Origin of the sequence: Bacillus sp. RO1, from assembly GCF_012524115.1 — a bacterium.
GTDB lineage: Bacteria > Bacillota > Bacilli > Bacillales > Bacillaceae_I > Sutcliffiella_A.
Genome location: NZ_JAAZWB010000092.1, coordinates 1 through 26138, shown reverse-complemented (window position 1 = coordinate 26138; position 26138 = coordinate 1). Strand labels below are relative to the sequence as shown.

The 26138-nt window shown below is 39.6% G+C and carries 23 protein-coding genes; 21 read left to right on the top strand and 2 right to left on the bottom strand.

The features are described 5' to 3' along the window. Window positions 1–12 precede the first annotated feature (12 nt). Both nagB and nagA read right to left on the bottom strand, forming a co-directional pair. Window positions 13–750: a glucosamine-6-phosphate deaminase gene (gene nagB, locus HC179_RS20455; protein ID WP_168866037.1), complete on the bottom strand. Its 738-nt coding sequence runs from the start codon at window positions 748–750 to the stop codon at window positions 13–15. Window positions 751–754: 4 nt separating this feature from the next. After that, complete coding sequence (gene nagA, locus HC179_RS20450) at window positions 755–1939, bottom strand: N-acetylglucosamine-6-phosphate deacetylase (protein WP_168866036.1); 1185 nt, start codon at window positions 1937–1939, stop codon at window positions 755–757. 191 nt (window positions 1940–2130) lie between these two features. On the opposite strand from nagA, the gene HC179_RS20445 reads away from it, so the two are divergent. From HC179_RS20445 to pepF, 21 genes are all read left to right on the top strand, one after another. Continuing rightward, window positions 2131–2637 carry a GNAT family N-acetyltransferase gene (locus HC179_RS20445; RefSeq protein WP_168866035.1) on the top strand — a complete coding sequence of 169 codons (507 nt, stop codon included), beginning with the start codon at window positions 2131–2133 and terminating at the stop codon, window positions 2635–2637. 11 nt (window positions 2638–2648) lie between these two features. Then, window positions 2649–2987 (top strand): hypothetical protein, encoded by a 339-nt coding sequence (locus HC179_RS20440; protein ID WP_168866034.1) that lies wholly within the window; start codon window positions 2649–2651, stop codon window positions 2985–2987. A gap of 7 nt (window positions 2988–2994) precedes the next feature. Beyond that, window positions 2995–3534, top strand: coding sequence for a GNAT family N-acetyltransferase (locus HC179_RS20435; protein WP_168866033.1), 540 nt, complete (start codon window positions 2995–2997; stop codon window positions 3532–3534). 281 nt (window positions 3535–3815) lie between these two features. After that, on the top strand, window positions 3816–4712 hold the full coding sequence (locus HC179_RS20430) for a GNAT family N-acetyltransferase (RefSeq protein ID WP_168866032.1): 897 nt from the start codon (window positions 3816–3818) through the stop codon (window positions 4710–4712). Window positions 4713–4761: 49 nt separating this feature from the next. Then, window positions 4762–6354: a M3 family metallopeptidase gene (locus tag HC179_RS20425; RefSeq protein WP_240948602.1), complete on the top strand. Its 1593-nt coding sequence runs from the start codon at window positions 4762–4764 to the stop codon at window positions 6352–6354. A 186-nt stretch (window positions 6355–6540) separates the two neighbouring features. Next, window positions 6541–7779 (top strand): D-alanyl-D-alanine carboxypeptidase family protein, encoded by a 1239-nt coding sequence (locus HC179_RS20420; RefSeq protein WP_168866031.1) that lies wholly within the window; start codon window positions 6541–6543, stop codon window positions 7777–7779. Window positions 7780–7923: 144 nt separating this feature from the next. After that, on the top strand, window positions 7924–8370 hold the full coding sequence (locus tag HC179_RS20415) for a pyridoxamine 5'-phosphate oxidase family protein (RefSeq protein WP_168866030.1): 447 nt from the start codon (window positions 7924–7926) through the stop codon (window positions 8368–8370). A gap of 147 nt (window positions 8371–8517) precedes the next feature. Next, entirely contained in the window at window positions 8518–9051 is a 534-nt protein-coding gene (locus HC179_RS20410; protein ID WP_168866029.1) for a DUF6241 domain-containing protein, read from the top strand. Between the two features lie 345 nt (window positions 9052–9396). Then, complete coding sequence (locus HC179_RS20405; protein ID WP_168866028.1) at window positions 9397–10566, top strand: acyl-CoA dehydrogenase family protein; 1170 nt, start codon at window positions 9397–9399, stop codon at window positions 10564–10566. A gap of 20 nt (window positions 10567–10586) precedes the next feature. Then, complete coding sequence (locus tag HC179_RS20400; RefSeq protein ID WP_168866027.1) at window positions 10587–10880, top strand: YhdT family protein; 294 nt, start codon at window positions 10587–10589, stop codon at window positions 10878–10880. Continuing rightward, window positions 10877–12340 (top strand): sodium/pantothenate symporter, encoded by a 1464-nt coding sequence (gene panF, locus HC179_RS20395; protein ID WP_168866026.1) that lies wholly within the window; start codon window positions 10877–10879, stop codon window positions 12338–12340. The genes HC179_RS20400 and panF overlap by 4 nt, the downstream gene beginning before the upstream one ends. Window positions 12341–12361: 21 nt before the next feature. Next, window positions 12362–14569, top strand: a complete 2208-nt coding sequence (locus tag HC179_RS20390; RefSeq protein ID WP_168866025.1) for a poly(ethylene terephthalate) hydrolase family protein — start codon at window positions 12362–12364, stop codon at window positions 14567–14569. A 74-nt stretch (window positions 14570–14643) separates the two neighbouring features. Then, window positions 14644–15906, top strand: a complete 1263-nt coding sequence (locus HC179_RS20385; protein ID WP_240948604.1) for an MBL fold metallo-hydrolase — start codon at window positions 14644–14646, stop codon at window positions 15904–15906. 78 nt (window positions 15907–15984) lie between these two features. Next, on the top strand, window positions 15985–16467 hold the full coding sequence (locus HC179_RS20380) for a hypothetical protein (RefSeq protein WP_168866023.1): 483 nt from the start codon (window positions 15985–15987) through the stop codon (window positions 16465–16467). A gap of 133 nt (window positions 16468–16600) precedes the next feature. Then, a complete protein-coding gene (locus HC179_RS20375; RefSeq protein WP_168866022.1) occupies window positions 16601–17116 on the top strand; it encodes a CBO0543 family protein in 516 nt (171 codons plus the stop codon). A 133-nt stretch (window positions 17117–17249) separates the two neighbouring features. Then, complete coding sequence (locus tag HC179_RS20370; protein WP_168866021.1) at window positions 17250–17759, top strand: PTS sugar transporter subunit IIA; 510 nt, start codon at window positions 17250–17252, stop codon at window positions 17757–17759. A 51-nt stretch (window positions 17760–17810) separates the two neighbouring features. Then, complete coding sequence (gene treP, locus HC179_RS20365) at window positions 17811–19226, top strand: PTS system trehalose-specific EIIBC component (RefSeq protein ID WP_168866020.1); 1416 nt, start codon at window positions 17811–17813, stop codon at window positions 19224–19226. 64 nt (window positions 19227–19290) lie between these two features. Beyond that, a complete protein-coding gene (locus HC179_RS20360) occupies window positions 19291–20973 on the top strand; it encodes a glycoside hydrolase family 13 protein (protein WP_168866019.1) in 1683 nt (560 codons plus the stop codon). Window positions 20974–21007: 34 nt separating this feature from the next. Continuing rightward, a complete protein-coding gene (gene treC, locus HC179_RS20355; RefSeq protein ID WP_168866018.1) occupies window positions 21008–22708 on the top strand; it encodes an alpha,alpha-phosphotrehalase in 1701 nt (566 codons plus the stop codon). A gap of 27 nt (window positions 22709–22735) precedes the next feature. Then, window positions 22736–23443: a trehalose operon repressor gene (gene treR / locus HC179_RS20350; protein WP_168866017.1), complete on the top strand. Its 708-nt coding sequence runs from the start codon at window positions 22736–22738 to the stop codon at window positions 23441–23443. A gap of 744 nt (window positions 23444–24187) precedes the next feature. Further along, window positions 24188–25999 carry an oligoendopeptidase F gene (gene pepF / locus HC179_RS20345; protein WP_168866016.1) on the top strand — a complete coding sequence of 604 codons (1812 nt, stop codon included), beginning with the start codon at window positions 24188–24190 and terminating at the stop codon, window positions 25997–25999. The last annotated feature ends 139 nt before the right edge of the window (window positions 26000–26138 follow it).

Here is a 26138-nt window from a genome sequence, read left to right as displayed (position 1 = left end):
ATTTCGCTCCTTTCAAGCAATGATGCTGGAAGTGTCCAGAACGGATTGGTCTGCCAAGATCTTCACGCATGGGTGCTTCTTCAGAATAGAGGCGGGGAAGTCCTCCGAAATCTCCCCGTACAACAGTTGCTCAAATGCTTCTCTTTTGTTGGCTCCGGCTACAAGAAGAAGAATTTCCTTGGCATCCATGATGGAGTCGATTCCCATTGTGATGGCATGTGTCGGTACATCTTCTATATCCTTAAAGAACCTAGAGTTAGCCTTTCGAGTAGAGTCAGTCAACTTTACGACATGAGTCCTGCTTCCAAATGAAGTACCTGGTTCGTTAAAACCAATATGTCCGTTTGCGCCAAGACCTAAAATTTGCAGGTCAATTCGCCCGTGTTTCCGTAATTTCTCTTCATATAAACTACATTCTATTTCTGGATGGTCGCTCATTCCATTCGGGATAAACGTTAATTCATTTTCAATGTCAATATGCTGAAAAAGATGTTTCTCCATAAAAGCATAGTAGCTGTTAGGGTTTTGTTTGCTCATCCCCACATATTCATCCAGATTAAAAGTGGTTACATGACGGTAGCTTGTACCCATCGTTATATGGTCTTTTATTAAATGCTCATACATGCCAGTTGTAGTGCTGCCTGTGGCAAGGCCAAGCACAATATAAGGATTTTCTCTAACTTTCTTTGACACAAAAGATGCGGCTTCCTTGCTTAACGCCTCATAAGAAGGGGTAGTGATGATATCCATGCTCTTACTCTCCTTTATATGAAAGATTCCCTTTACAAAAGGTCATTTTTACTTGCATTTCTTCATCTAAAATAACAATATCGGCATCCTTACCGATCGCAATGCTACCTTTTCTATCCCACACCTTAAGTCGTTTGGCAGGGTTGACGGATGCCATTTGGATTGCTTCTTGGATTGTGCAATCGGAGAATTTTTTCATGTTCCTAACAGCGTCATTCATTTTCAAAACACTTCCAGCTAGGGTTCCATCTTCAAGAAGGGCAGTATGATTCTCCACAAACACTTTTTGGCCTCCAAGCTCATACTCTCCATCTTCCAACCATTTAGCCCTCATGGAATCGGTTATCAATAGGATGTTATCCACTCCTTTTGCAAGAAACGTTGCTTTTACCATGGCAGGATGAATATGAATGCCATCTGCAATCATTTCCAAAAAGAGTTCAGGATGGGCCAAGCCGGCACCAGCAACGCCTGGTTCACGATGATGACTTCCCCTCATTCCATTAAAGAAATGAGTAATATGCTCGGCTCCAGCCTCCATTGCTTTTACTACCTCTGTATATAATGCGTCGGAATGTCCGATGGAGGAGATTACTCCGGTATCGGAAAGGTATTTTACCAGCTCCAAACCATCTCTTCCCTCAGGTGCCAACGTAACAACTTTAATATGGTTACCAGACTCTACCTGAAAATGACGAAACGTCTCAACTGAGGGCTCTAAAATATAGGCAGGTGGCTGAGCACCGGCACGTTTTTCATTGATAAAAGGTCCTTCAAAATGTACACCCAACACTTCGCTCCCTACATGATCCAAGTGTTGACTAGAAATGAAACTGCTCACAGTCTGTAAAGCCTTCTCAAGTGCCGCTTTTTCTTGCGTAATGGTGGTCGCTAAAAAACTAGTGGTTCCCTCTTTTGGTAAAGTCGTTGCCATAGTCATAATACTATCCCTTGTTGCATCCATCACATCTGCTCCATTTAAGCCGTGGATGTCGATAAAGCCAGGTGAAGCATATAAATCTTCCGATAAATGAATTTCTGGCAAATTTTCATCATTCGAATAATGGGTTATGGGACCAAAATCAGAGATCTTCCCTTCTTTGATGGTCAAATATCCATTTTTTATTACTTCCTCTCCCGTAACTATCTTCATAGCGAGGAGGGAGTAACTATTTGATTGAGAAGCCATGTCAAAGTCCTCTTTTCGTAATTATTATATGTTCAGCTTAGCAAAAATATGTCTAGTTGTATATACCAATTTTCGTATTGGTATATACAATTCTTCTCGCCTAGATTCCAAAATAATTCTATCTAATTTTCTTATGAAATAATATACTATTAACAGAATAAAAGCATAGAATACTAGAAAGGTGAATCATCATGAATAACTTGTCTATCCATATAAGAGATGCTGTTTTAGAAGACCTACCTATAATAGTTTCCATCTATAATTCCACCATCGAAAACAGGATGGTGACGGCAGATACTTCTCCTGTCACAGTGGAAAGTAGAAAGGAATGGTTTGATAAACATAATGAAAAAAGGCCTTTAAAGGTAGTGGAACTAAACAATCAAATCTGCGCTTGGATAAGTTTTCAAAATTTCTACGGTCGTCCGGCATATCAGGCAACAGCAGAGGTAAGTATTTATCTTAGCGAGGCATTTAGAGGAAAGGGACTAGGGTCAAAAATATTAGAAAAAGCAATGGAGGAGTGTTCAGCTCTTCAAATTGAGAATCTATTGGCATTCATTTTTGCACATAATGTCCCAAGCGTACGATTGTTTGAAAAGTATGGATTTGAAAAGTGGGGATATCTTCCTGGTGTCGCGGAACTTGATTCTGTAAAAAGGGATTTGGTGATAATGGGGAGAAGAATAATAGAGTAGGAGGAAGTAGAATGAAATGGAAATGGTTGCTCGTCATTTTCACAGGCATACTACTAGTCACAGGAACACTACTTGCATTTAATGAAGAGGTAAGGGGAGCGGTGAAATTAGCATTGACCGGTTCTCCAATTGTAACACTATCCTCAGCAGAAGATTCCACAACAGTCATGGCGAAAATGGATAATGGTGCAGGACTGCAGGATGTTCTTTCCCATGTGGAAGAAGATGGCTGGGAATTTGAAGAACAACTAGGCTCTACCTTTCTTTTTTCAAAAGGGGATGAGAGCCTTGTGATAATGTTGAAAATGTGGACAAACCAATATATCGTAGCAGAGATGACAGAAGGGTAGGTAGATCATGCTAAAGCCGGTACCAATGCTCAGAACGGAACGACTTCAATTAAGAAGTCTAAGCTTAAGAGATTCAGATGTTATTTTTTCTTATTTTTCCCAACCTGAGATGACGAAATTTTATGGAATGGAGCCTTTTCAGACAAAACTGGAGGCAGATAAATTCATTAAAGATTTCATTGATGACTATACAACTCTTTATAGATGGGGAATCGTCGAAAAGGAAACTAATAGTCTCATAGGGACATGCGGTTTTCATGCAATATCTGAAAAGCATCAACGTGCAGAAATAGGCTATGAGATAGATATTCCTTATTGGGGAAAAGGCTATGCAACAGAGGCCATAGGAGCACTGGTTCATTTCGGGTTCGAGGGGATGAATTTCCACCGTATCGGTGCAAATGTCTATCCCGAAAATGTCGGCTCGAGAAAGGTTCTAGAAAAAGTAGGGTTTACTCATGAGGGTCTTTTGAGGGGATATTTATATCAAGGTGGAAAATTTCATGATGCAAATGTATTTTCCATACTTAAGGAAGACCATGAATAATAAAAATAATACAATTACAGGTCGGAACAACAACTTTCCAACCTGTAATTTTTTTGAAAAGATTTAGAAAGTTTTTATATCCGTTGATTTCCGTTCCAGTGGCTTCGCTTGCCTAAAGCGAAGCCATTTGCGGAAAGGAACAGCTGCGATTAACCGATCAACTAGAATTTAATTTCAGAAAAATCTATTTGTTAGAATATACTGTAAGTTTTTCTGTTATTATTATAAGATAGTAATTAGGTTGGCTTGGCATGCATTTAGGGAACAAAGGGGGCATGTATATGTATCAAATAAAACGTTTGAGTGAATGTACACTTAATCAAGCACTTGAAGCTTGGAACAAGGGGTTTGAAGGGTATTTTTTTGATGCAACCATGGATGTGGACCGATTTGCTGCTAGATTGGGTCAGGAGAATATATCCGCTGCCTTATCCATTATTGCGTTTGACGGTGTAGAACCTGTAGGGCTTTTATTAAGTGGATACATAAAGATAGGGGAACAACTTGTTGCTTGGAATGGAGGTACAGGGGTAGCTGCTACTCATCGCAGAAAAGGGATTGGGAAGCTATTAGTAGAAAAAGCTTGTGAATTGTATAACGAAAAAGGGATACATACAGCTACTTTGGAAGCTATCTCAAAAAACAGACAAGCAATCGCGTTGTACGAATCAAAAGGTTATCAGATTGTAGATCATGTGGTGCACCTGTCCCTAGAGACGTCGTTAGAATTTAATGACTCATTGGAATATTATCCCATTTATACATCTGCACATGATGCTCAGTATCTATCAAGTTATCATCATGACACGCCATGGCAAAGTCAATGGTGGTGCATGAAAGATGGTTTGACTTTGCAAATATTGGGGACTGACGGCGAAACTGCTGCATATGCCTTGTTCAAAAGACAATATAGTCCTGATGGAACATTGAATTCCATTGTAGTCACCCATTGCTTTATAAATGAAGAACAGAAAAAACCTGAAAGAGTGTTGGAAGCTTTATTCTTTCATCTTTTTCCACCGACTGTTGCGCCTTACCAGTGCACGGTAGCATTCTTTCAAACGTCCAATAAGATGGTGTATGACTATCTTATCGACAAAGGTTTTTCGATGAAGGTAGAGCAAGTTTGGATGAAGAAGACAATAGCAGCTGCTGTGGACTCAGGACATAAAAGTTAAGAAGATAGAGTCGTATTTTACATATTGTTTTAATTTTGGAGGGAACGTTATGATGGTTGAAAAATTTTTAGATGAACAAAATGAACAGTTTCAGAAGCTATTAAAAAAATCCACCCACGCTGGATGGATGGCACAAACGACTGGAGAAAAGAAATGGGCAGAGGAAGCCGGTAAAGCCTCCAGTGAATTCAGCCTTTTTTATGCCAATCAAGATCGTTACAACCAGGTGAAATCTTACCTGCTAGATCCAGAACTTTCGATGGAACAAAGAAGACAGTTAGAAATCCTAGAGTATGGAATGAAAGAAAATCAATTGGATAAGGAAACAATTGAAGAGATGTCTTCTATGTCATCTGAACTGAATTACCTTTTTAATACGTACTTGCCTGAAGTGAATGGCAAAAAGTTATCCGCAAATGATATTAGAAATATCTTGTTGAATAGTACAGACAATAAGGAGCGGGAAGAAGCTTGGAAGGCAAGCAAAGAAGTCGGACAAGTTGTGTCGGAAAAGCTGTTGGCACTAGTGAAAAAGCGGAATGAAGCGGCAAGGAAACTAGGCTATGAAAACTACTATGAAATGTCGTTTGCCAATCAGGAGCTAGATTTAGAAGAAGTTTTTTCTATGTTTGAAAATCTAGTAGAACAATCGGATTCTACTTATCGTAGGTTGAAAAGTGAATTAGATAACGATCTAGCCAAAAAATTTGGAGTGAAAGCGGAAGAATTACGACCATGGCATTATGTGGATCCATTCTTCCAAGAAGCACCGGCAAACGAACAAACGAATCTGGATCAATATTTCAAAGGGCAGGATCTAGAGAAATTGACTGCAGACACGTTTGATTCCATGGATATGCCAATTGAAGGCCTGTATGCTTCCTCTGACTTAAACCCACGTGAAGGAAAGAACCCTACTGCGTTTTGTATGGATATGAACCGTGAGGGAGATATTCGGGTACTGTGCAACAATGTAGATAATACGTATTGGATGGGGACCATGCTTCATGAATTTGGACATGCAGCGTACAACAAATATGTAAATCGCGATCTTCCCTATTTATTAAGAAGCTTTGCTCATATCTTAACAACAGAGGCCATTGCAATGTTATTCGGAAAAATGACGGAAAATAGAGAGTGGCTATCTAAATTCTTGAAAGTAGAGGATGCCAAGCTTGATACATTAATGCCGTCTCTTGAAGAGCATGAACAATTGAAAATGCTTATATCAGCAAGATGGATTATTACATTTGTTTTCTTTGAAAGAAAGCTATATGCAAATCCTGACCAGGATCTTAACGCTCTGTGGTGGGAAACAGTGGAAACGATTCAATTACTTCATCCACCAGAAGATCGGAGCAATCCAGATTGGGCGGCAAAGATTCATTTCACACTTGCACCGGTGTATTACCAGAACTACTTGTTGGGGGAATTGACAGCTGCACAACTCTATCAGCATATCAAAAACAATGTATCTGATGAGTTCTTTTCCCTAAAAGTAGGAGCATTTATCCGTGATGAATTCCTTGCACCAGGAGCAACCTACCATTGGAATGAAAAAATTGAAAAAGTGACGGGCGAGCCACTAAACTCAGACCACTTCATAAAAGCCTATTGCCACTATGAAAAAGTGAATAACTGATAGTTTAGGGTAAGTAGATATCTCCTCTACTTACCCTTTTTTTGTTAAGTTTTTATGACTTTTCTAACAAATCCTTAATTTTGCATGAAAATCCAATGAAATTAATATAGACTAATAGACAGAAAGATTTTTCGAGTTTTTATGACATAACACTACACAAGAAACTAGAAAGGTATGTCTTCTTTTATGATAAAAAAAATACAACTATGTATCATCATCCCACTACTTGTTATGGTTTTTGGGAATTCGATGGCAGTGCAAGCAGAAGAACCTGGAGACTTATTTAGTGAGTCCGTTATATTAATAGATGCAAAATCTGGTCATATTCTTTATGAAAAAGACAGTAAACGTGAAATGTATCCAGCTAGCATCACGAAAATCGTGACAGCTATCATTGCAATAGAAGAGGGGAACCTACAGGAGATTGTAACGGTAAGTAAAAATGCAAGGGATCAGGACGGATCAAGAGTATATTTACTTGAAGGGGAAAAGGTAACGCTTGAAAAGCTTGTTCAAGGCCTGATGATTAATTCTGGTAACGATGCCGGTACTGCCATAGCAGAACATTTTGATGGCAGTGAAAAAGCTTTTGCCAAGAGAATGAATACATTTGTGAAGGAAAAAGTGGGTGTTGGGGATACGAATTTCACTAACCCGCATGGATTGTTTCACCCTGAACACGTGACAACTGCACAGGATATGGCAAAGATTGCCCAATATGCAATGAAGAATGAAACATTCAGGGAGATTGTCGGAACAAAGGAAATGGAGTGGATTGGTGAAGGGTGGGAGACCACATTGTACAATCATCACCGATTATTATGGGATTACGAAGGAACAACTGGCGTGAAAAATGGATATGTTCCAGAATCAGGTCATACATTGGTTACTTCTGCCCAAAGGGATGGAATGGATCTCATTGTGGTAACCATGAAGGCAGCTTCAAAATATTACAGCTACAAAGACACCATGACTTTAATGGATTATGGGTTTGCAAATTTTATGACAGATGAAATCAAAAAAGGTGAAATGGTCACAGATGCTACTGGTAGAGAGTACATGCTTGCGAAAAATGTTTATGTATCAAAGAAGGATGATGAAACGGTTACCTTGCGTGTAAACGAGGACAAGGATTTGGTTGTGAAAATCGGCAACCGTAAACATGTGGAAGAAAATGTGTTGGTTGAACAAGAAAGAAATGATTTGACTCCTGTTCCTACTGCATCTTCAATAGATTCCACAGATCAATCAGAAGGAGATACAAGTACAAAGAGCAGTGTGGGTTCTACTATTTTTATTTTCGTTGCACTATTAATCTTCTTTTTTGTTATGAATGTGCTGCAAAGAAGAAGAAGGAGAAAGAAAATGCAACAACGTTACGCTGATTCTTTCGTTTATTCTAGAAGAAGCAGCTATTATAGGTAAGGAAACAGCGGGGCATCCTGTTAGAATATCAGGTTGCTTCGCTGTTTTGTATTTAAAAAGAGGGGGAGGGTATGAATAAGGGTTTGGCGAGTTGTCCAAAGATTGTATATAATGGTGATATGTAGATAATAGGAGGGAAAGATTATGCCGAGAAAAGAGAATTCGCTTAGTAAAGAGCTAGTTGAACTATTGCAAGGGGAGAAAATCGTGTCCCTGATTACAACAGACAAGGATAGCAACAAACCGAATTTAAGCATCGTGTCATGGTTGGTTGCACATGAAGATGGTAAAACGATTAAATTTGCTTTAGGCCACAAGGCAGAGAGCGCATTCAACATTCAAGAAAACCCGGAATTGATTTTAGGTGTTGTTGGTGCAGGAAGCTGTTATTCCATTAACGGTAAAGGATCGGTATCTGAAGTCATTGATAAAACAATGAAGTATCGTGTAGTAACCGTTGAAGTAGAATCTGTGGAAGATGTCATTTTTTATGGCGGAAAAATAACGCAAGAACCTGACTATGTGAAAACATACGACGAAGACCTTGCCAAAAAGTTAGATGAAGAAGTTTATGAGCTATTGAAAGGCTGATGTAACGCTGTACGGGCTGTCCATATTTTGAGGGCAGCCTTTTCTATTTGTCTTAAAAATCTCTCAAAGTTAATAGAAACATAGAAAAGTAATACTTTACCATATATAATAATAGAATACTAAATTTTCTAAATGAAAGGGGTTTCTATGAAAAATTGGTCCAAATCGAACAAAAGTAAAGTCCTTCCATTTGTGGCAGTTTTACTTATGGCCGGAGCAATCATTACTTACTATCTGTACACGTCCCCATCCCAGGAAACCGGGTCTGCAGGGGTACAAGGGAACCCTTCTTCTAGTACATTATCAACATCAAACAATATTTCAGTTGAACAAGAAAATCCATTCAATCATAAGAAGAAACTGAATGAAGTCCATGTTGCTAATTACATTCATTGGATGTCTCACCAAAAAGTCAAAGCGGAAAGCAAATGGACCCACTATAAGATGACCCCTGAAAGAATTGATTGGCTATTAGAAAAAGTCAAAGAAGCCGATTATAAACATGAAAAAGTGTATGTGGAAATTCTAACAAAATGGCAGAAAGGTGACTTTTCCACGGCACACCTAGATCATAACAGGGTCTGGTCCTTGCTTAATGGGACGATTGGTAAAGCAACTGGCGTTATGACGGAAGAAGAAGAAAAAGAATACTTAAAAAATCCAACTATCAACTTTAAATAATGGCTACAACATCACCTTATGGTAAAATGATGGGGAATTCGCATGAGGCCACTGAAAAACTGATAACGGAAAGTATTTAATGATTCCTAGCTGGTGATTGGAGCAAAAGGCGAAGACTCCTCGAAAATGCTACGCATTTTCTTCGTGCGATGTTTCGCTGCCGAAGCCTTCCTTGTCCTGAGGGAGATAGCGTTAGCTGGAGACCCCGCAGGCGTAGCCGAAGGAGGCTCACGTCAGCCCCTAGGAAAGCGAAGCCATTTTCGGAAATCAACAGCGGTTTCTAAACACAGTCTTAATTCAATGACTTTTTCAGTGGTCTCATTCGCATAGGGGTGGTTATTTCATATGAATGGAATCAGAAGTTTTGCAAGAACACAAGAGCAAGAGCTGATCGAAAAAAAAGCATCTTCATTGGCTTCAGACTTTTATACCCGCGCTGGCAAGTATGATCAGAATGCTGAATTTCCTTTTGAAAATTTTCAAGCACTTAAAGATGCGGGTTTATTGGATCTTACCATACCAAAGGAATACGGTGGGAAAGGTGCAGGGCTATATGAGTTTGTATTACTGCAGGAAACCATTGCACAAGGTGATGGACCAACTGCACTAAGTCTTGGTTGGCATTTAGGTATCATGATGAACGAAGGGATAAATCAATCATGGCCTAAGGATATTTATAGAAAGATTTGTGGGGATATTGTACAACACAAAAAATTGATTAACAGTGCGCATAGTGAAAGAAAGACCGGGAGCCCTGCAAGAGGAGGGAAACCTGAGACAGTTGCCAAAAAGCTCTCTGGAGGCGGTTGGCAGATTAACGGAAGAAAAAATTTCACTTCCCTAGCGCCTGTTTTGGATTATTTCATTATCTCAGCAAGCATAGAAGGAACGGATGATGTAGGGGAGTTTTTACTTCCTCGCGAACTGAAGGGAATCTCTATTGAAGAAACGTGGAACTCTATGAGTATGAGAGCTACAAGAAGTGATGATTTGGTGTTAACGGATGTAATGACAGATGAACAGGCACTATTATATATAAAAAAGAAAAAAATTCCGGGACCACAAGGGTGGCTTCTACATATACCTGCATGTTACTTAGGGATAGCCATTGCAGCAAGAAATGAAGCTGTATCATTTGCTGATTCATACCATCCAAACAGCCTGCCTCATCCAATAAGAGAAGTACCTAAAGTAAGGGATAGGGTAGCAAGGATGGATATGGAATTGACGACAGCACGTCATTTGTTATACAGCGTGGCTAGAATATGGGATGAAGAGCCTGATAAACGAAATGAATTAATTGGAGAACTTGCAACAGCCAAGCTGGTTGCAACAAACAGTGCCATCTCAATTGTTGATGAAGCGATGCGGATTGTTGGCGCACAAAGCCTACATGCAGAACATCCTCTTCAACGCCATTACCGTGATGTCCGGGCAGGATTACATAACCCTCCTGCAGATGAGATTACAATTGAAATACTGGCTAAGCAGGCTTTTTTAAGAAATACAGACTGAAATAAAAAGAGAGTGATTTTATGCACGAAAAATTTAACAAAGGTAAAGGAGACTGGCGCTATCCCATCGCACACAGAGAAGCATGGATCGGGATTGCGCTGGTTCTTTTCCATTTTGCTTGGTGGTACGGTTTTGCTTATGGTTTTGGATCAAAGCCGGTCGAAACATATACATATATTTTAGGTTTTCCCGCTTGGTTTTTTTATAGTTGTATACTAGGTTTCATTATCATCATAATACTCGTCATTCTAGTGGTCAGGTTTTTGTTTAAGGATCTTCCTTTAGAGTCAGATGAAGAAGGAGATCGTTCATGAACATACAAGTTATTATTCCATTGCTGATTTTTCTGGTTATTATTTTTCTAATAGGAGTGTTTGCCTCCAAGAAATTAGCTAACTCCTCTTCATTTGTACAGGATTATTTCCTTGGAGGAAGAGAGCTTGGAGGACTGTTACTTGCTATGACCATGGTCGCGACATATGGGAGTGCCTCAAGCTTCATCGGAGGACCGGGAATTGCTTACCATAAAGGGCTCGGTTGGGTGTTGTTGGCCATGATACAAGTGGTGACAGGATATTTTGTTTTGACGATTTTAGGAAAGAAATTCGCTATTGTAGCACGGAAAATGAAAGCCATCACCCTGATCGATTTTTTAAAAGAAAGGTATCAGAGTAAATGGGTCGTGTTATTATCGGCCTGTAGCATCATACTTTTCCTTTTCTCTGCTATGGCAGCACAGTGGATTGGCGGTGCAAGGCTAATCGAGTCGATAACGGGTCTTTCGTATACCTCTGCGTTATTTGTATTTGCTGCATCGGTATTGGTATATGTAATCATCGGAGGATTCCGTGCAGTGGCCATTACTGACAGTGTGCAGGGAATCATCATGGTGATCGGGACGACAGTCATATTGGCAGGTACCATCGTTGCTGGTGGTGGCATACCTGCAATTATGAGCGATCTCTTAAAGGAGAATCCTAATCTTATCACTCCTTTTGGAGCGGATGGGTCATTGACACCATTATATGTATCTTCTTTTTGGATCTTAGTAGGCGTTGGAGTAGTTGGACTTCCTCAGGTGGCTGTCAGAGCTATGTCATATAAGAATTCCAAAGCTATGCATGCAGCATTGATGATTGGTACGGTCGTTGTTGGGTTCATCATGCTAGGCATGCACTTGGCAGGTGTGTTTGGAAGAGCGGTATTACCGGGCTTAGATACACCAGATACAGTCATGCCACTATTGGCCCTGCATGTTTTGCCAGGATGGCTGGCAGGGATTGTCTTGGCAGCTCCTATGGCTGCCATTATGTCAACGGTTGATTCTCTATTGCTTATAGTGAGTTCTTCCATAGTGAAAGACGTATACTTAAATTATATCCGTCCTGACGCACCAGAAAAAAGCATCAAGCGTATAAGTATTGGAGTAACAGCGGTCGTAGGGGTACTTGTGTTCTTTATGGCGATTGATCCACCTGCGTTCCTCATTACCTTAAATCTATTTGCATTCGGTGGGCTGGAAGCGGCCTTTATCTGGCCGGTTGTGTTGGGGCTTTATTGGAAAGGTGGCAATGCGATAGGTGCACTGGCATCCATACTGGTAGGGGTACTTTCCTATATCTATATAACTTTATATTATCCGGACGCATTTGGGATGCACAGCGTTGTAGTACCAGTAATACTTTCACTTGCGGCCTATTTTTTATGTAGCATTATAAGTAGTGATAGAAAGAAGCAGGAACACCAAGAAATTATAAAAAAATACCTGCTTTAATAAAATGAGTAGGAGTTTAAAATGAACAAGCTAAAACAGCTTTATGATAACAGTGTAGAAAAAGCTAGTAGCTTCATGAGCGAAAGCAAAAGGCAACTGGTAATAAGTCTCCTTCTTTATATATCGTTTTTTGTTGTGGTATTAAGTTATTTTTTCTTTACGGGTGCAGGAAAGTGGTTTGATATACTTTTGATTTCAGGTACTGGTGCATTGGCATTAGTTTTGGGGATAGGGATTACGCTAATCCTCTTAAATATTTTAAGGGGTTTACCTAGATTTCTTGTGTCAGTCATCGTAGCTTGTATAGCTGTAATATACAGTGTTGGCTCATTTATGGGCCCATTCTTCCGATTGATGGGTTTTGCCGTAATGGTACTGGCCATATTATTAGGAATCACCGTATTTCTCTATCGTAAACGGAAAAAAGCACTTTTTCTCTTTTTTAGTTTTCTTACGCTAGGCTTGCACGTAGCCGCTATTTATCTTGCAATTACAGATGGAAAAGATGGTCCTTGGTCACTTGAGGTAGGAGAAGTTGCCACTACTTTAACAAATCCAGCCGAGAGTGGAAGTGCCAAGGTTCAATATTTTACCTATGGAAGTGGCAAGGATGAACGCAGGAAGGAGTATAGAGATGTTAAATATGAAACCAAAACTGTCAATATGTCATCGTTTGTTGCACAACCTAAGGGCTTGAATAAATGGTATCGAGAATGGTTTTGGGGTTTTGATTTATACAATGCCCCGTTGAATGGGCGAGTGTGGATGCCTGAAAAAGATGAGGGAGGTGCATATCCTCTTGTATTAATCGTTCATGGCAACCATAATATGGTTGATTTTTCAGACGGAGGTTACGCTTATCTTGGAGAAATGCTGGCAAGTAAAGGGTATATCGTTGCGTCGGTTGACCAAAATTTCATCAACTCCGGGAAAACAGGTCATATCGGCTGGGATAACGCCGGTAGGGCCTGGCTATTATTAAAGCACTTGGAACTTTGGCAGTCATGGAACAAAGACAAAACACATGCGCTTTACAATAGAGTAGATATGGACAATATCGCTCTCATCGGCCACTCTAGGGGTGGAGAAGCTGTCAGTATCGCGGCTCTCTTTAATGAACTTGACAGGTTTCCGAACAACGCAAAAGTGAGTTTGAACTTTGATTTTTCCATAAAATCATTAATAGGTTTATCCCCTGGTGATGGTCGATTCAAACCGGGAGATCAACCAGTCAGTCTACAAGATGTGAACTATCTTACTCTCCAAGGTGGTAATGATACTGACCATACGAACTACCTAGGGATGAAGCAATTTCAGCGTGTTTCTTTTTCTGAAGACTTTGACGGGTTCAAAAGCAGTGTGTATATCTATGGCGCCAACCATGGCCAATTTAATTCAGACTGGGAAGTGGATCAGCCAAGCCCATATTGGTGGTTTATGAACCGAAAAGAAATAATGGATCCTGAAACTCAAAGAGAAATCACCAAGGTGTATGTTTCTGCTTTTCTTGACGCCACGCTAAAAGGAAAACGTGATTACCGTGGAGTCTTCTCAGATAAGGAAATTGCTTCGACGTGGATTCCAACCGATCCACTTCGTGTGCGCTATGAAGATCGTGATTTTCAACCTATTGCTACATTCGAAGAGGATGTGGATGTAACGAAGACAACACAAAATGGCGGACAGCTACAAGGGTACAACCTTCGCGTCTGGAAAGAAATTAATTTACTTCTGAGAAATAAAGAACAGCAAAATAATCAAGTAGTTAAATTGGGTTGGACGAATAAAAATAGTCGATATACCCTTAAATTGCCTGAAGGTGCTGCTGATAACTTTTCAGAACAGACAGTATTAAGGTTTGATGCAGTACAGGCCCATTCATCAAGGTATGATTTTTATCATATTGACCTACCCGAGGGATCTGAAAATAAAGCGATTCCTGTATCAGTAAGTGTTAAAGCAAAGGGAATAGCCAATTTTGATGGCAGAGTAAGAAAAACCATCGATATCGAACCTACTTATACGACTACTTTGTACCGTTTTGATTGGTGGAACGAGCGGTACGGTAATCAGTATGAACATATGCTCCAAACTTACGGTATTCCATTAAATTATTTAAAAGAGAACTTTCCGGACATAGATTACACTCAGATAGAAGAGGTTACTTTTGAATTCAACCAGACCGATAGGGGTTTAATTTTCTTAGATAACATCGGCTTTACGAACTAATTAATGAATAAAAATACCGACTCTCCCTCATAGTAAATATAGAATCATCACACAAGGGGGGGAGTAGGTTGAACATGAAAAAAATCATCATACTGCTGCTTCTCTCCATTCTTCTTCAGCCTCTGAATACATCCCAGTCAAGTACTCTGACACCACTTTCCATTAATCAAACAGACGCACAAACATTTCTTTATGAAATAGAAAAACCTAAGAATACTAACATTGTTTCGCTGCCATTACTTATTCATTTCATTGATGTCGGACAAGGGGACGCAATTCTATTGCAAACACCTAATGGATCTAACGTACTTGTAGATACTGGCCCAAAGGATTCCTCTAAAAAGCTGCTTGCTTATTTGAAGAAGCTTAACGTTAAGTCCATTGATTTATTAGTTATCACTCATCCCGATTTTGATCATATTGGAGGAATCCCTTCTTTATTAGAAAAGTTACCCGTCAAGAAAATATTAGACAGCGGAAAGGCCCATACAACATTAACTTTTATTCAATACAAACAATATGTCTGGAACAATATTGTCCCCGTACAATATGCGAAGGAAAAAATGATGTTGGACATTGATCCAGAGTTGAAGATCAAGGTGTTAAACAGTGGGTCGGAAGAAAAAGAAACCAACAATGCTTCCATCGTCCTACATATAAAATATGGGGAGATGAAATTTCTTTTGATGGGTGATACGGAGGAGCAAGAAGAAAAGCGAATGAGCAGGAAGTACAACCTGCAATCGACAATATTGAAAGTCGCACATCATGGTTCTAATAGCTCATCAACAGCTTCGTTTTTGAAGGATGTTCAACCTAAAATAGCCGTAATATCCGCCGGAAAAGATAATGACTTTCACCACCCCCATTTGCCAGTCTTAAACAGATTGATTGAGAGCGGGGCGGATATATACAATACGGCAGAGTCTGGGAGCATCGTATTTTCAACAGATGGAAAGTTATTATTCGTCAATAATCGTCCCTGGCTTTATGCTAATCAGCAAAAGCAAGAATCTAAAAAATCAATTGTCATCACTGATTTGGATGTTAAAGAAGAAATGGTCACGTTAGAAAATAAAAGTGCTGAAACAGTTGATATGTCCTATTGGAAATTAGTAAGTAAAAAAGGGTATCAAACGTATGATTTCCCTGAAAATTATAAGCTCCAACCAGGCGAAACCATTTACATTGCTTCTGGCGCACATAAACAACATTTCAAAAAATATATCCATTGGCTGAGTGACCATTTATGGAATAATAATGGAGATAAAGCCCAGCTATATGATGATCAAGGAGATTTAGTGGATGAATATGAAGCAGGAGTGAAGGACGAATAGGTTTCAATAGCTTCGAATTGTGTTATGTAAGTAAAAAAGATATTATTTTCAAAGAACACAATGCGAGGAGCCTTACAATTGAAAAAATTAAAAAAACCAGTACGTCTTACACTAGCACTAATCATAAGCCTATTCTTATTTATGCTCTATATCCACACCACAAAAGAAGAAGTTATCGCTTCAGCAGTAAAGGAAACAAATCAAAATGGCATATCATTAAGCCTGCAAAACCCTTATGTCATGCCCATTAAAGTTTACAGGGCCTCCATGATGGACAGCAAAGAAAACGAGCTGCCCATCACGGCTTATAGCATCAAACTTAATGGAGTGTATTCTGGTAGTGACGCCAACGTGGATCAGTCATTCATGTCTACTCAAACAGAGGAGTTTGAAGAATTGAAGGAGGTTACCATTCCAAGTGACACTTCCAAAAAAGAAGAAATCTATAGCATCTATATCACTGATTCAAAAAGTAAAGGAAGCGTAGAAGCAGCAGAAAAAGTAAAGATCACCTTTAAAATATTTTCCTTCCTCCCAATAACGACAACGATATCACTCTAAACACTGCATAACCTGCAGTGTTTTTTGTTTGGACATTAAGGGATTGAGTAAATTAAGGGGTGTAGGGGAAAATAAAACAACTTATGACTGTTTTTATAAGTGTTTAAGGTAATAAAGAGAGGGAATGTACATAATGGAGATTGTCAATTATGACTACCTATACAACCGGATAGTTTTAAGCTCAATTGCCGATCCACGCTGGTGGCTTTTGTTAACATCCATATTTCTTCCATGGGTAATATGGTGGTGGATAGTAGATAAAAAGAGGGTATTTGAAATACTTGCATATGGTCTCTGTTGGGCTGCAATGGCAACTTGGCTTGACTTACTTGGGACAGAATATGGCAAGTGGAGCTACCCCTTTAAGTTAAACACAGACATTCAAACATTGCTCCCGGCGGATTCAGCTGTCATACCGGTTATGTATATGATTCTTTATCAGTATGTGTCTACTTGGAAAAGATTTGTCATAGGAAGTGTGCTTTGTGCAGCGGTTTTGTCTTTTATTTTTGAACCATTGTTTATGATGCTTGACATGTTGGAGTTGAAAGAATGGACCCATATGAAATCTTTTTTCTCCTTTATTTCTTTAGCACTGGCCACTAAAACACTTTTTTCTTTTATTAATAAAAAGCAGAGTACTTTTTAGTTGACTAACATGTATATACAAGTTAGACTAAATACCACTAGCATGTATATACAAGCCGCTATGTGAATGTAAGCGTTTTTTCGCTAAATTAAAAGAACAACCCATAAAAAAATAATTATTTGGAGGGATTATCATGTTCAAAAAGCTGTTCGGAATGAAAAATACCACACAAACTCAAACAGAGGAAACCATTGTTGCTCCTTTGAGCGGAAGAGTGACTGAGCTAAGCGATGTTCCAGATCCTACGTTTTCTCAAAAAATGATGGGAGATGGGTTGGCAATCGTTCCAACAGAAGGGGAGGTAGTATCACCTGTCGATGGAGAAATCGTTCAGTTCTTCCATACAGGACATGCAATTGGTATTCGTTCCCTGACAGGTGCGGAAATATTAATTCATGTAGGACTGGAAACGGTGTCCATGAATGGGGAAGGTTTTGAAGGACATGTAAAAGAAGGCGATAAAGTGAAGGCTGGAGACAAGCTGATTACTTTTAATATCGACCTTATTAAAGAAAAAGCTGCTGACATTATTACCCCAGTTGTCATCACAAATGGAGAAAATGTGGAGAGTCTCGAAAAGATATCAAGTGGAGATGCAGTGAAAGGACAAACGGAATTTTTAAAAATTAAAATGAAAAATTAAATGAGATAGAATCTCAATATTAAAAGAGAAGGCATACAGGAGGAAACACAAATGGACATAAGAAAACAGACGGAAGAAATTGTCCAAGCCTTAGGGGGAAAAGAAAACGTTAGTGCAGCCACACATTGTGTGACTCGTCTCCGTTTGGCTTTGCATGATGAAAGTAAAGTAGATCAAGAAGCGTTAGAGAGCATTGATGTGGTGAAGGGTTCTTTTTCCACTAATGGTCAATTTCAAGTTGTTATCGGACAAGGAACTGTCAATAAGGTTTACAAAGAGTTTGTAGATATTACCGGTGTGGGGGAAGCTTCAAAGGATGAAGTAAAGAAAGCTGCTGAATCCAACTTGAATCCCCTCCAGCGTGCAATAAAAACACTTGCTGATATTTTTATTCCAATCTTGCCTGCCATTGTAACAGCAGGACTATTGATGGGAATTAACAATCTGTTAACCGGGCCGGGTATCTTTTATGATGAACAATCTGTTATTGATGTTCATACAGAATGGGCAGATATTGCAAGTATCATTAACCTGATAGCCAATACGGCCTTTGTCTTTTTACCGGGGCTTATTGGTTGGTCTGCTGCCAAACGATTTGGCGGCAGTGAACTGTTAGGGATTGTGCTTGGACTAATGCTTGTGCATCCTGATCTTCTTAATGCATGGGGATATGCAGAAGCTCAAGAAGACGGAGCGGTTGAAACTTGGAAGTTCTTTGGATTAGAAATTGAAAAAGTAGGATATCAAGGTCAAGTATTGCCTGTTCTTGTGGCAGCATTTGTACTGGCTAAAGTAGAGCAATTCTTATCCAAACGGGTAAGTGATGCATTTCATATGCTTATCGTCCCACCGATTACCTTATTATTGACAGGATTTGTAACGTTTGTTGCAATCGGACCTGTTACATTCGCGATCGGTAATTTCCTGACGAACGGATTTGTCGGAATTTTTGATGCTGTTCCTGCACTAGGTGGACTTATTTATGGTGGTCTATATGCGCCATTAGTAATCACAGGGATGCATCACACATTCCTTGCAGTCGATTTCCAGCTGATTGCAACAATTGGGGGTACATTCTTATGGCCGATGGTTGCCCTGTCTAACATAGCACAAGGCTCAGCTGCCTTTGCCATGATGCTTGCAACCAAAGATGAGAAGTTAAAAGGGTTGGCATTAACATCTTCCATTTCTGCTTGGTTGGGGATTACTGAACCAGCAATGTTTGGTGTTAACTTACGTTTCCGCTATCCTTTCTTCGCAGCAATGATCGGATCTGCCATTGCAGGGATTATCATTACCATTGCTGGCGTTAAGGCTCCGTCTATAGGAGTGGGTGGAATACCCGCATTCTTCTCGATTATGGCGGAATACTGGCCAATTTTCTTCCTTGGCATGGGAATTGTGCTCGTCGTACCATTTATCATTACTTTCTTAATAGCAAAAGTGAAAATGAGAAAAGAAGCGTAAAGATTGTAAAAAGGGTCTACCCCTTTTTACAATTTTTTTCAATTATGAAGGGAGAGCTTGATAGATGAAGCATTCTTGGTGGAAAGAAAGTGTCGTGTATCAAATTTATCCTCGTAGTTTTATGGATTCTAATGGTGATGGGATTGGGGATATTCAAGGTATAATCACGAAGCTTGATTATCTAAAGGGACTTGGTATCGATACCATATGGCTTTCTCCTGTTTATGAATCTCCTAATGGTGATAACGGTTATGATATAAGTAATTACATGAAAATAATGGATGAGTTCGGAAGGATGGATGATTGGGATGAGTTGTTACACGAGGTACATATTCGAGATATGAAATTGATCATGGACCTTGTGGTCAATCATACTTCTGATGAGCACGAGTGGTTCTTACAGGCGAAAACATCCAGAGAGAATCCATATCGTGATTATTATATTTGGAGGGACCCAAAAGGAGACGGAAGCGAGCCGAACAACTGGGCATCTAACTTTGGTGGATCTGCTTGGGAATACAACGAAAAGACTAAAGATTATTACCTGCATTTATTTTCCAAAGAGCAGCCGGACCTCAACTGGGAGAACGAAAAGCTTCGGGAAGAAGTGTATCACATGATGAAATGGTGGCTGGATAAAGGTGTCGACGGTTTTAGGATGGATGTCATCAACTTCATATCTAAGGTAGATAGCATGCCTGATGGAGAGATTAAGCCCGGCAAAAATTATGCTTCGGGAAGCAAGTTCTACCGTAACGGACCAAAGATACATGATTACTTAAAAGAAATGAATGGGAAGGTTTTATCTCACTATGATGTCATGACCGTCGGAGAGATGCCAGGTGTCACTCCCGATCAGGCTAAAGATTATACGGGTGAAGAAAGAAATGAGTTGAACATGGTATTTCAATTCGAACATATGGGATTGGATAATGGACCTAATGGAAAGTGGGACGTGCAGGAACTGAATTTGATTGAACTTAAACAAAGTTTATCAAGGTGGCAGTACACCTTAGCAAATAGTGGCTGGAACAGTCTATATTTTAATAATCATGACCAACCAAGGTCTGTTTCGAGATTTGGAAATGACGAAAAATACCGAGTTGAATCCGCTAAAATGCTGGCTACGCTTATTCATATGATGAAAGGTACTCCATATGTCTACCAAGGTGAAGAAATTGGGATGACAAATGTTAGGTTTGATTCGATAGATTCTTATAAGGATATTGAAACTCTGCAGGCTTATTCTGACCTGAAAAAACAAGGATGGAGTGAGCAGGAAGTGATGGAAAGCCTCTTTAAGAAAAGTAGGGACAATGCGAGAACGCCAATGCAATGGAGTGATGAGGAGAATGCTGGCTTCACTGCCGGAAAGCCATGGTTAGCCGTTAACCCGAATTACAAGTCTATTAACGTAGAAGCCGAAAGAAATAATGAACATTCTATCTTTAACTATTACAAACGACTGATTCACTTGAGAAAACAGAATGAACTGATCGTTTATGGGGATTATCAATTGATACTTGAGGATGACCCGGAGATTTTCTCTTATGTTAGAAACTATCAAGACAAAAAGCTACTTGTGGTATGCAATTTTTATGACAAGGAGCCTATTTTCAAACTGCCAAAAGGTATTAACTTTATGACCAAACAACTTTTACTAAGCAACTATACGGTGCAAGAACAAAGTAATATAGGTGAATTTACTATGCAGCCATATGAAGCAAGAGTTTATTTACTGAACTAACGTTTAAATATATTGAATATAGAGGTGCATGAAAATGAGCAAAATAGACCAAGAACCATGGTGGAAGAGATCTGTTGTTTATCAGATTTATCCAAAAAGCTTCAATGATACAACCGGAAACGGTGTAGGAGACATCCAGGGAATTATTGAGAAGCTAGATTATTTAAAAGAATTAGGAGTGGATGTTATTTGGTTGACTCCTATTTACAAATCACCGCAAAAAGATAATGGCTATGATATCAGCGACTATTTTTCCATTCATGAAGAATATGGAACGATGGAAGATTTCGATCAGCTTTTATCACAAGCTCATGATAGAGGAATCAAAGTTATTATGGATATTGTCGTGAATCATACATCAACTGAACATGAGTGGTTCCAGAAATCTATAGAACAAAAAGAAAATAACCCATATCGTGACTTTTATATTTGGAAGGACAGCAAGCAAGATGGCAGCGAACCGACAAACTGGGAATCCAAGTTTGGTGGAAATGCTTGGCAATATGATGAGAAAACAGGTCAATGGTACTTGCACCTATTTGATGTGACGCAAGCAGACTTGAATTGGGAGAATGAAGAAGTTCGCAAAAAAGTCTACGATATGATGACCTTTTGGTTTGATAAGGGAGTGGATGGTTTTAGGTTAGATGTAATTAACCTTATCTCCAAAGACCAGAGTTTCCCGGATGATGACGGTTCAGTGCCTCCAGGAGATGGCCGTAAATTTTACACCGATGGACCACGCGTTCACGAATATATGAATGAAATGTACGAAAAAGTGTTTTCTAAATATGACAGCATGACGGTAGGGGAAATGTCCTCGACGACAATTGATCATTGTATTAAATACACTCGACCAGATCGGAACGAGCTCAGCATGACATTTAACTTCCATCATTTAAAAGTGGATTATCCAAACGGAGAAAAATGGTCTGTTGCGGATTTTGATTTCCAACAGTTGAAGGATATTTTGTCTACGTGGCAGATTGAGATGGAAAGAGGCGGCGGTTGGAATGCCTTGTTTTGGTGTAATCATGATCAACCTCGTGTCGTTTCCCGATATGGTGATGATGGCAAATATCACAACAAGTCAGCAAAAATGCTTGCTACAAGCATGCATATGATGAGAGGTACCCCTTATATTTATCAGGGGGAAGAGTTCGGAATGACTAACCCCGGATTTGTGAAAATAAGTGATTATCGTGATGTGGAATCCTTAAATATCTTCAATTTGAAAAAAGAAGCTGGAATGAGCGAGGAGGATATCCTTGAGATCCTTCGCCATAAGTCTCGCGATAATTCCAGAACGCCGGTTCAGTGGAATGATGAAGAGAATGCTGGGTTTACAAAGGGTACACCTTGGATAGGAGTGGCAAAAAACTACAAAGAAATAAATGCAGAGACGGCGTTGAATGATAAAGATTCAGTTTTCTATCATTATAAGAAGTTAATTGAATTACGCAAGAACTATGATGTTATCACACATGGAGATTTCCAATTGATTTCAGGAGACCATCCGCAAATATTTGCCTATATCCGCAATAGTGAAAATGAGAAACTTCTTGTAATAAGCAACTACTATGGCAAGGAAAGTGCCTTTGTGTTACCAGAGGATGTTGATGTGGACGGCTACAAATCCGAAGTGCTATTAAGCAATTATGATGACTCTAGCAGCCAATATAACGAAATAACCCTACGTCCATACGAATCCATCGTTTATCACCTGAAAAAGTAATGCTACAATAGCCATAGGTGGTAGAAAATGAAAAATAATAAATATCAAGTAATTTATCAGCAGCTGGTTAGGAAAATAGAGAAACAGGATTTCAAGGCAGGAGATAAACTTCCGTCTGAACATGAGCTGATGGAGCTTTTCACAACATCAAGAGAAACGGTAAGGAAAGCGTTGAATCAACTTGCTCATAACGGCTATATCCAAAAAGTCCGAGGTAAAGGATCCATTGTCCTAGCCCGTGATAAATTTGATTTTCCCATTTCAGGTTTGGTAAGTTTCAAGGAATTAGCAGAGAAAATGGGGAGACCTTGGGAAACAGTCGTACACGAACTAGACACTGTACATGGCTCTTCTGATTTACTGGCTAAGTTGGGAGAGAGGGAGCTGTGGAAGGTGGTACGCTCTCGCAGGGTGGATGATGAAAGTATTATATTGGATAAAGACTACTTCATCAAAAGTCAAGTCCCTTATCTAGACACAGAAATATGCAAGAACTCCATCTATGATTACTTGGAGTCTGAAAAAGGGATGCAAATAGCCTTTGCTGATAAAGAGGTAACAGTTGAGGAAGCAACGGATGAGGATAGGCAGCTATTGGACTTAAATGGACTGACCCACGTGGTAGTGGTAAAAAGTATCGTCCATTTGGATGATGCAAGTCCTTTTCAATTTACGGAATCGCGTCATCGGTTGGACAAATTCCGATTTGTTGATTTTGCAAGAAGGATGAAATAAAAACAAGGGAGCACTCTCGGTTTAGCGAGAGTGTCTTTTTTATTGTTTAGGAAATATAAAGTAATTTAATGGTGAGATAGTCTTGATAGTAATTCTTGATCGACCTCATGATGACCTCGGTGATGAGGAAAAAGGAGGAGAGAAGTCCTGATCGCCGTTATGAAGACCTCCGTGACAAGAAAAAAAGAGGAGAGAGGTCCTGATCGTCGTTATGAAGACCTCAGTGACAAGAAAAAAGGAGGAGAGAGGTCCTGATCGCCGTTATGAAGACCTCGGTGACAAGAAAAAAGGAGGAGAGAGGTCCTGATCGCCGTTATGATGACCTCGGTGACAAGAAAAAAGGAGGAGAGAGGTCCTGATCGCCGTTATGAAGACCTCGGTGATGAGGAAAAAGGAGGAGAGAGGTCCTGATCGCCGATATGAAGACCTCGGTGACAAGAAAAAAGGAGGAGAGAGGTCCTGATCGTCAATATGAAAACCTTGGTGAAAATGAAATTACATAGAAATGGCAAAGTTGAAGCGCAAAGGCAAGATTCTTCCAAGGTTAATATTTTCAATATATTCCATAATCGAGAGGAGTTCCAAGGGATTGATATCTCATTTGTAACGCGGGTTTAGGTGTGTTAGCGATTTTTTCTTTTTGTAAATATCGAATTTTCAAAAATATCATTTAAATTACTTCCTCCTTCTTATATAATAGTTATATTAAAGATTCGATTATCGAAATAAATGGAGGGGAAGTTAATGGCAAAGGTTATGAATAAAGCATTAAAAAGGGAGGAAGTCCCAGTTGAGCAAACATGGAATCTCGAAGATTTGTTTGTTTCACAAGAAGCTTGGGAACAGGAGTTGCAAGCCGTACAACAAGACCTATCAACTGTCACTTGTTATAAAGGAAAAGTTGGAAAGGATGCTAAATCATTGCTTCGTTGTTTAAAAGACAAGGATGCCTTAACAGAAAGAGTTATGAGAGTAATGACTTTCGCATCCCTAAAACAATCTGAAGACGGAACAAATCCTGAGAATCAAGCTAATTCGACTCGTGTAGGCGGCATGCTTTCCAACTTCAGCGCAAGTATATCATTCATCCAATCTGAAATCCTTCAACTAAATGAAGAAACATTGAATGCATACACAGCAGAAGAACCAGAATTGGAAGAGTACAAAAAGACCTTGATGGATGTGCTGGAAACAAAGCCTCATAAGCTATCCCCAGAGGCGGAAGAAGTACTTTCTGCCTTTGGAGAAGTGCATAATGCACCATATACCATTTATCAAAGAAGCTTAATATCGGATATGAGATTTCCATCTTTTTTTACAGATGATGGACAGGAACATCCGCTATCTTTTAATTCTTTTCCTAATTATGAAGGGTCTTCTAATACTGAATTACGAAGAAAAGCCTATCAAACCTATATTGATACACTAAAACAATACAAGCATACATATGCGGCAACTTATGCAACAGAAGTGAAAAAGCAGGTGGTGGAAGCGCGTCTAAGAAACTATGAATCCGTCACAGATATGCTGCTTCATGATCAACAGGTGACAAAAGAGATGTATCATAATCAATTGGATACTATACAAAACGAGTTGGCACCGCATATGCGCAGATATGCGAAATTGAAAAAGCGGGTGCTAGGTTTAGAGACAATGCAATTCTGTGACTTAAAAGCACCACTAGATCCAGATTTTAATCCTGAGATTACTTATGAGGAAGCATCTAAATTAATTCTAGAGTCATTAGAAGTGATGGGACCTGAATATATGGAAATAATGGAAGAGGGGCTTAATAATCGTTGGGTTGATTTGGCTGATAACGTAGGGAAGGGTTCGGGTGCTTTCTGTTCCAGTCCTTATGGTGTCCATCCTTATATCCTCATGACCTGGAGTGACTCTATGAGAAATGCTTATACGCTTGCCCATGAATTAGGTCATGCAGGGCACTTCCGCTTAGCAGGCAGATACCAGAAGCTTTCTAACACACGTCCGTCCCGATATTTTGTAGAAGCTCCCTCCACGATGAATGAAATGCTGTTAAGTCAGCATATTCTATCAAAACCAAATGATGAGAGAATGCGCAGATGGGTAATCTTACAATCATTGGGGACGTATTATCATAACTTCGTTACACATATTCTAGAAGGTGAGCTTCAGCGCAGGGTCTACAATCTAGCAGACGAGGGAATTCCTATCACCGCAAATGTTCTATGTGAACAAAAGGCTGCCTTGCTTTCTGAATTCTGGGGAGATGCAGTGGAAATGGATGAAGGAGCTGGGTTGACCTGGATGCGCCAGCCACATTATTATATGGGGCTTTATCCATATACGTATTCCGCTGGGCTTACTGCTTCTACAGCAGCAGCCAAACAGATTCAAGAAGAAGGTCAAGCTGCAGTGGACCGTTGGCTGTCAGCGTTAAAAGCAGGGGGCACGTTGAAACCGTTAGAATTAATGCAACTGGGCGGAGTCGATATGACAACACCTGAACCAATTAAGGTAGCTGTTGCTTATGTCGGCTCCTTAATAGACGAACTTGAGAAAAGCTTTTCTTAATCCACCTTAACGAGGCTGGGACAAAAGTGTTTTAGTCTAAATAAAACCCGAACTAATTTAAAATCTTATATTAGTTCGGGTCTTTTTTCGTTTAAAAGATACATTTATTTTTTGGGTTGCACCAGCTGTTAATTGGAGC

What these genes read in the sequence shown, in the direction of transcription:
- HC179_RS20375 (WP_168866022.1), top strand. Translation starts at nt 16,601, where the DNA reads ATGGAGATTGTCAATTATGACTACCTATACAACCGGATAGTTTTAAGC.
- pepF (WP_168866016.1), top strand. Translation starts at nt 24,188, where the DNA reads ATGGCAAAGGTTATGAATAAAGCATTAAAAAGGGAGGAAGTCCCAGTT.
- HC179_RS20420 (WP_168866031.1), top strand. Translation starts at nt 6,541, where the DNA reads ATGATAAAAAAAATACAACTATGTATCATCATCCCACTACTTGTTATG.
- nagB (WP_168866037.1), bottom strand. Translation starts at nt 750, where the DNA reads ATGGATATCATCACTACCCCTTCTTATGAGGCGTTAAGCAAGGAAGCC.
- HC179_RS20445 (WP_168866035.1), top strand. Translation starts at nt 2,131, where the DNA reads ATGAATAACTTGTCTATCCATATAAGAGATGCTGTTTTAGAAGACCTA.
- HC179_RS20425 (WP_240948602.1), top strand. Translation starts at nt 4,762, where the DNA reads ATGATGGTTGAAAAATTTTTAGATGAACAAAATGAACAGTTTCAGAAG.
- HC179_RS20415 (WP_168866030.1), top strand. Translation starts at nt 7,924, where the DNA reads ATGCCGAGAAAAGAGAATTCGCTTAGTAAAGAGCTAGTTGAACTATTG.
- nagA (WP_168866036.1), bottom strand. Translation starts at nt 1,939, where the DNA reads ATGGCTTCTCAATCAAATAGTTACTCCCTCCTCGCTATGAAGATAGTT.
- treP (WP_168866020.1), top strand. Translation starts at nt 17,811, where the DNA reads ATGGACATAAGAAAACAGACGGAAGAAATTGTCCAAGCCTTAGGGGGA.
- HC179_RS20385 (WP_240948604.1), top strand. Translation starts at nt 14,644, where the DNA reads ATGAAAAAAATCATCATACTGCTGCTTCTCTCCATTCTTCTTCAGCCT.
- panF (WP_168866026.1), top strand. Translation starts at nt 10,877, where the DNA reads ATGAACATACAAGTTATTATTCCATTGCTGATTTTTCTGGTTATTATT.
- HC179_RS20360 (WP_168866019.1), top strand. Translation starts at nt 19,291, where the DNA reads ATGAAGCATTCTTGGTGGAAAGAAAGTGTCGTGTATCAAATTTATCCT.
- HC179_RS20390 (WP_168866025.1), top strand. Translation starts at nt 12,362, where the DNA reads ATGAACAAGCTAAAACAGCTTTATGATAACAGTGTAGAAAAAGCTAGT.
- HC179_RS20405 (WP_168866028.1), top strand. Translation starts at nt 9,397, where the DNA reads ATGAATGGAATCAGAAGTTTTGCAAGAACACAAGAGCAAGAGCTGATC.
- HC179_RS20435 (WP_168866033.1), top strand. Translation starts at nt 2,995, where the DNA reads ATGCTAAAGCCGGTACCAATGCTCAGAACGGAACGACTTCAATTAAGA.
- HC179_RS20370 (WP_168866021.1), top strand. Translation starts at nt 17,250, where the DNA reads ATGTTCAAAAAGCTGTTCGGAATGAAAAATACCACACAAACTCAAACA.
- treC (WP_168866018.1), top strand. Translation starts at nt 21,008, where the DNA reads ATGAGCAAAATAGACCAAGAACCATGGTGGAAGAGATCTGTTGTTTAT.
- HC179_RS20410 (WP_168866029.1), top strand. Translation starts at nt 8,518, where the DNA reads ATGAAAAATTGGTCCAAATCGAACAAAAGTAAAGTCCTTCCATTTGTG.
- treR (WP_168866017.1), top strand. Translation starts at nt 22,736, where the DNA reads ATGAAAAATAATAAATATCAAGTAATTTATCAGCAGCTGGTTAGGAAA.
- HC179_RS20430 (WP_168866032.1), top strand. Translation starts at nt 3,816, where the DNA reads ATGTATCAAATAAAACGTTTGAGTGAATGTACACTTAATCAAGCACTT.
- HC179_RS20440 (WP_168866034.1), top strand. Translation starts at nt 2,649, where the DNA reads ATGAAATGGAAATGGTTGCTCGTCATTTTCACAGGCATACTACTAGTC.
- HC179_RS20400 (WP_168866027.1), top strand. Translation starts at nt 10,587, where the DNA reads ATGCACGAAAAATTTAACAAAGGTAAAGGAGACTGGCGCTATCCCATC.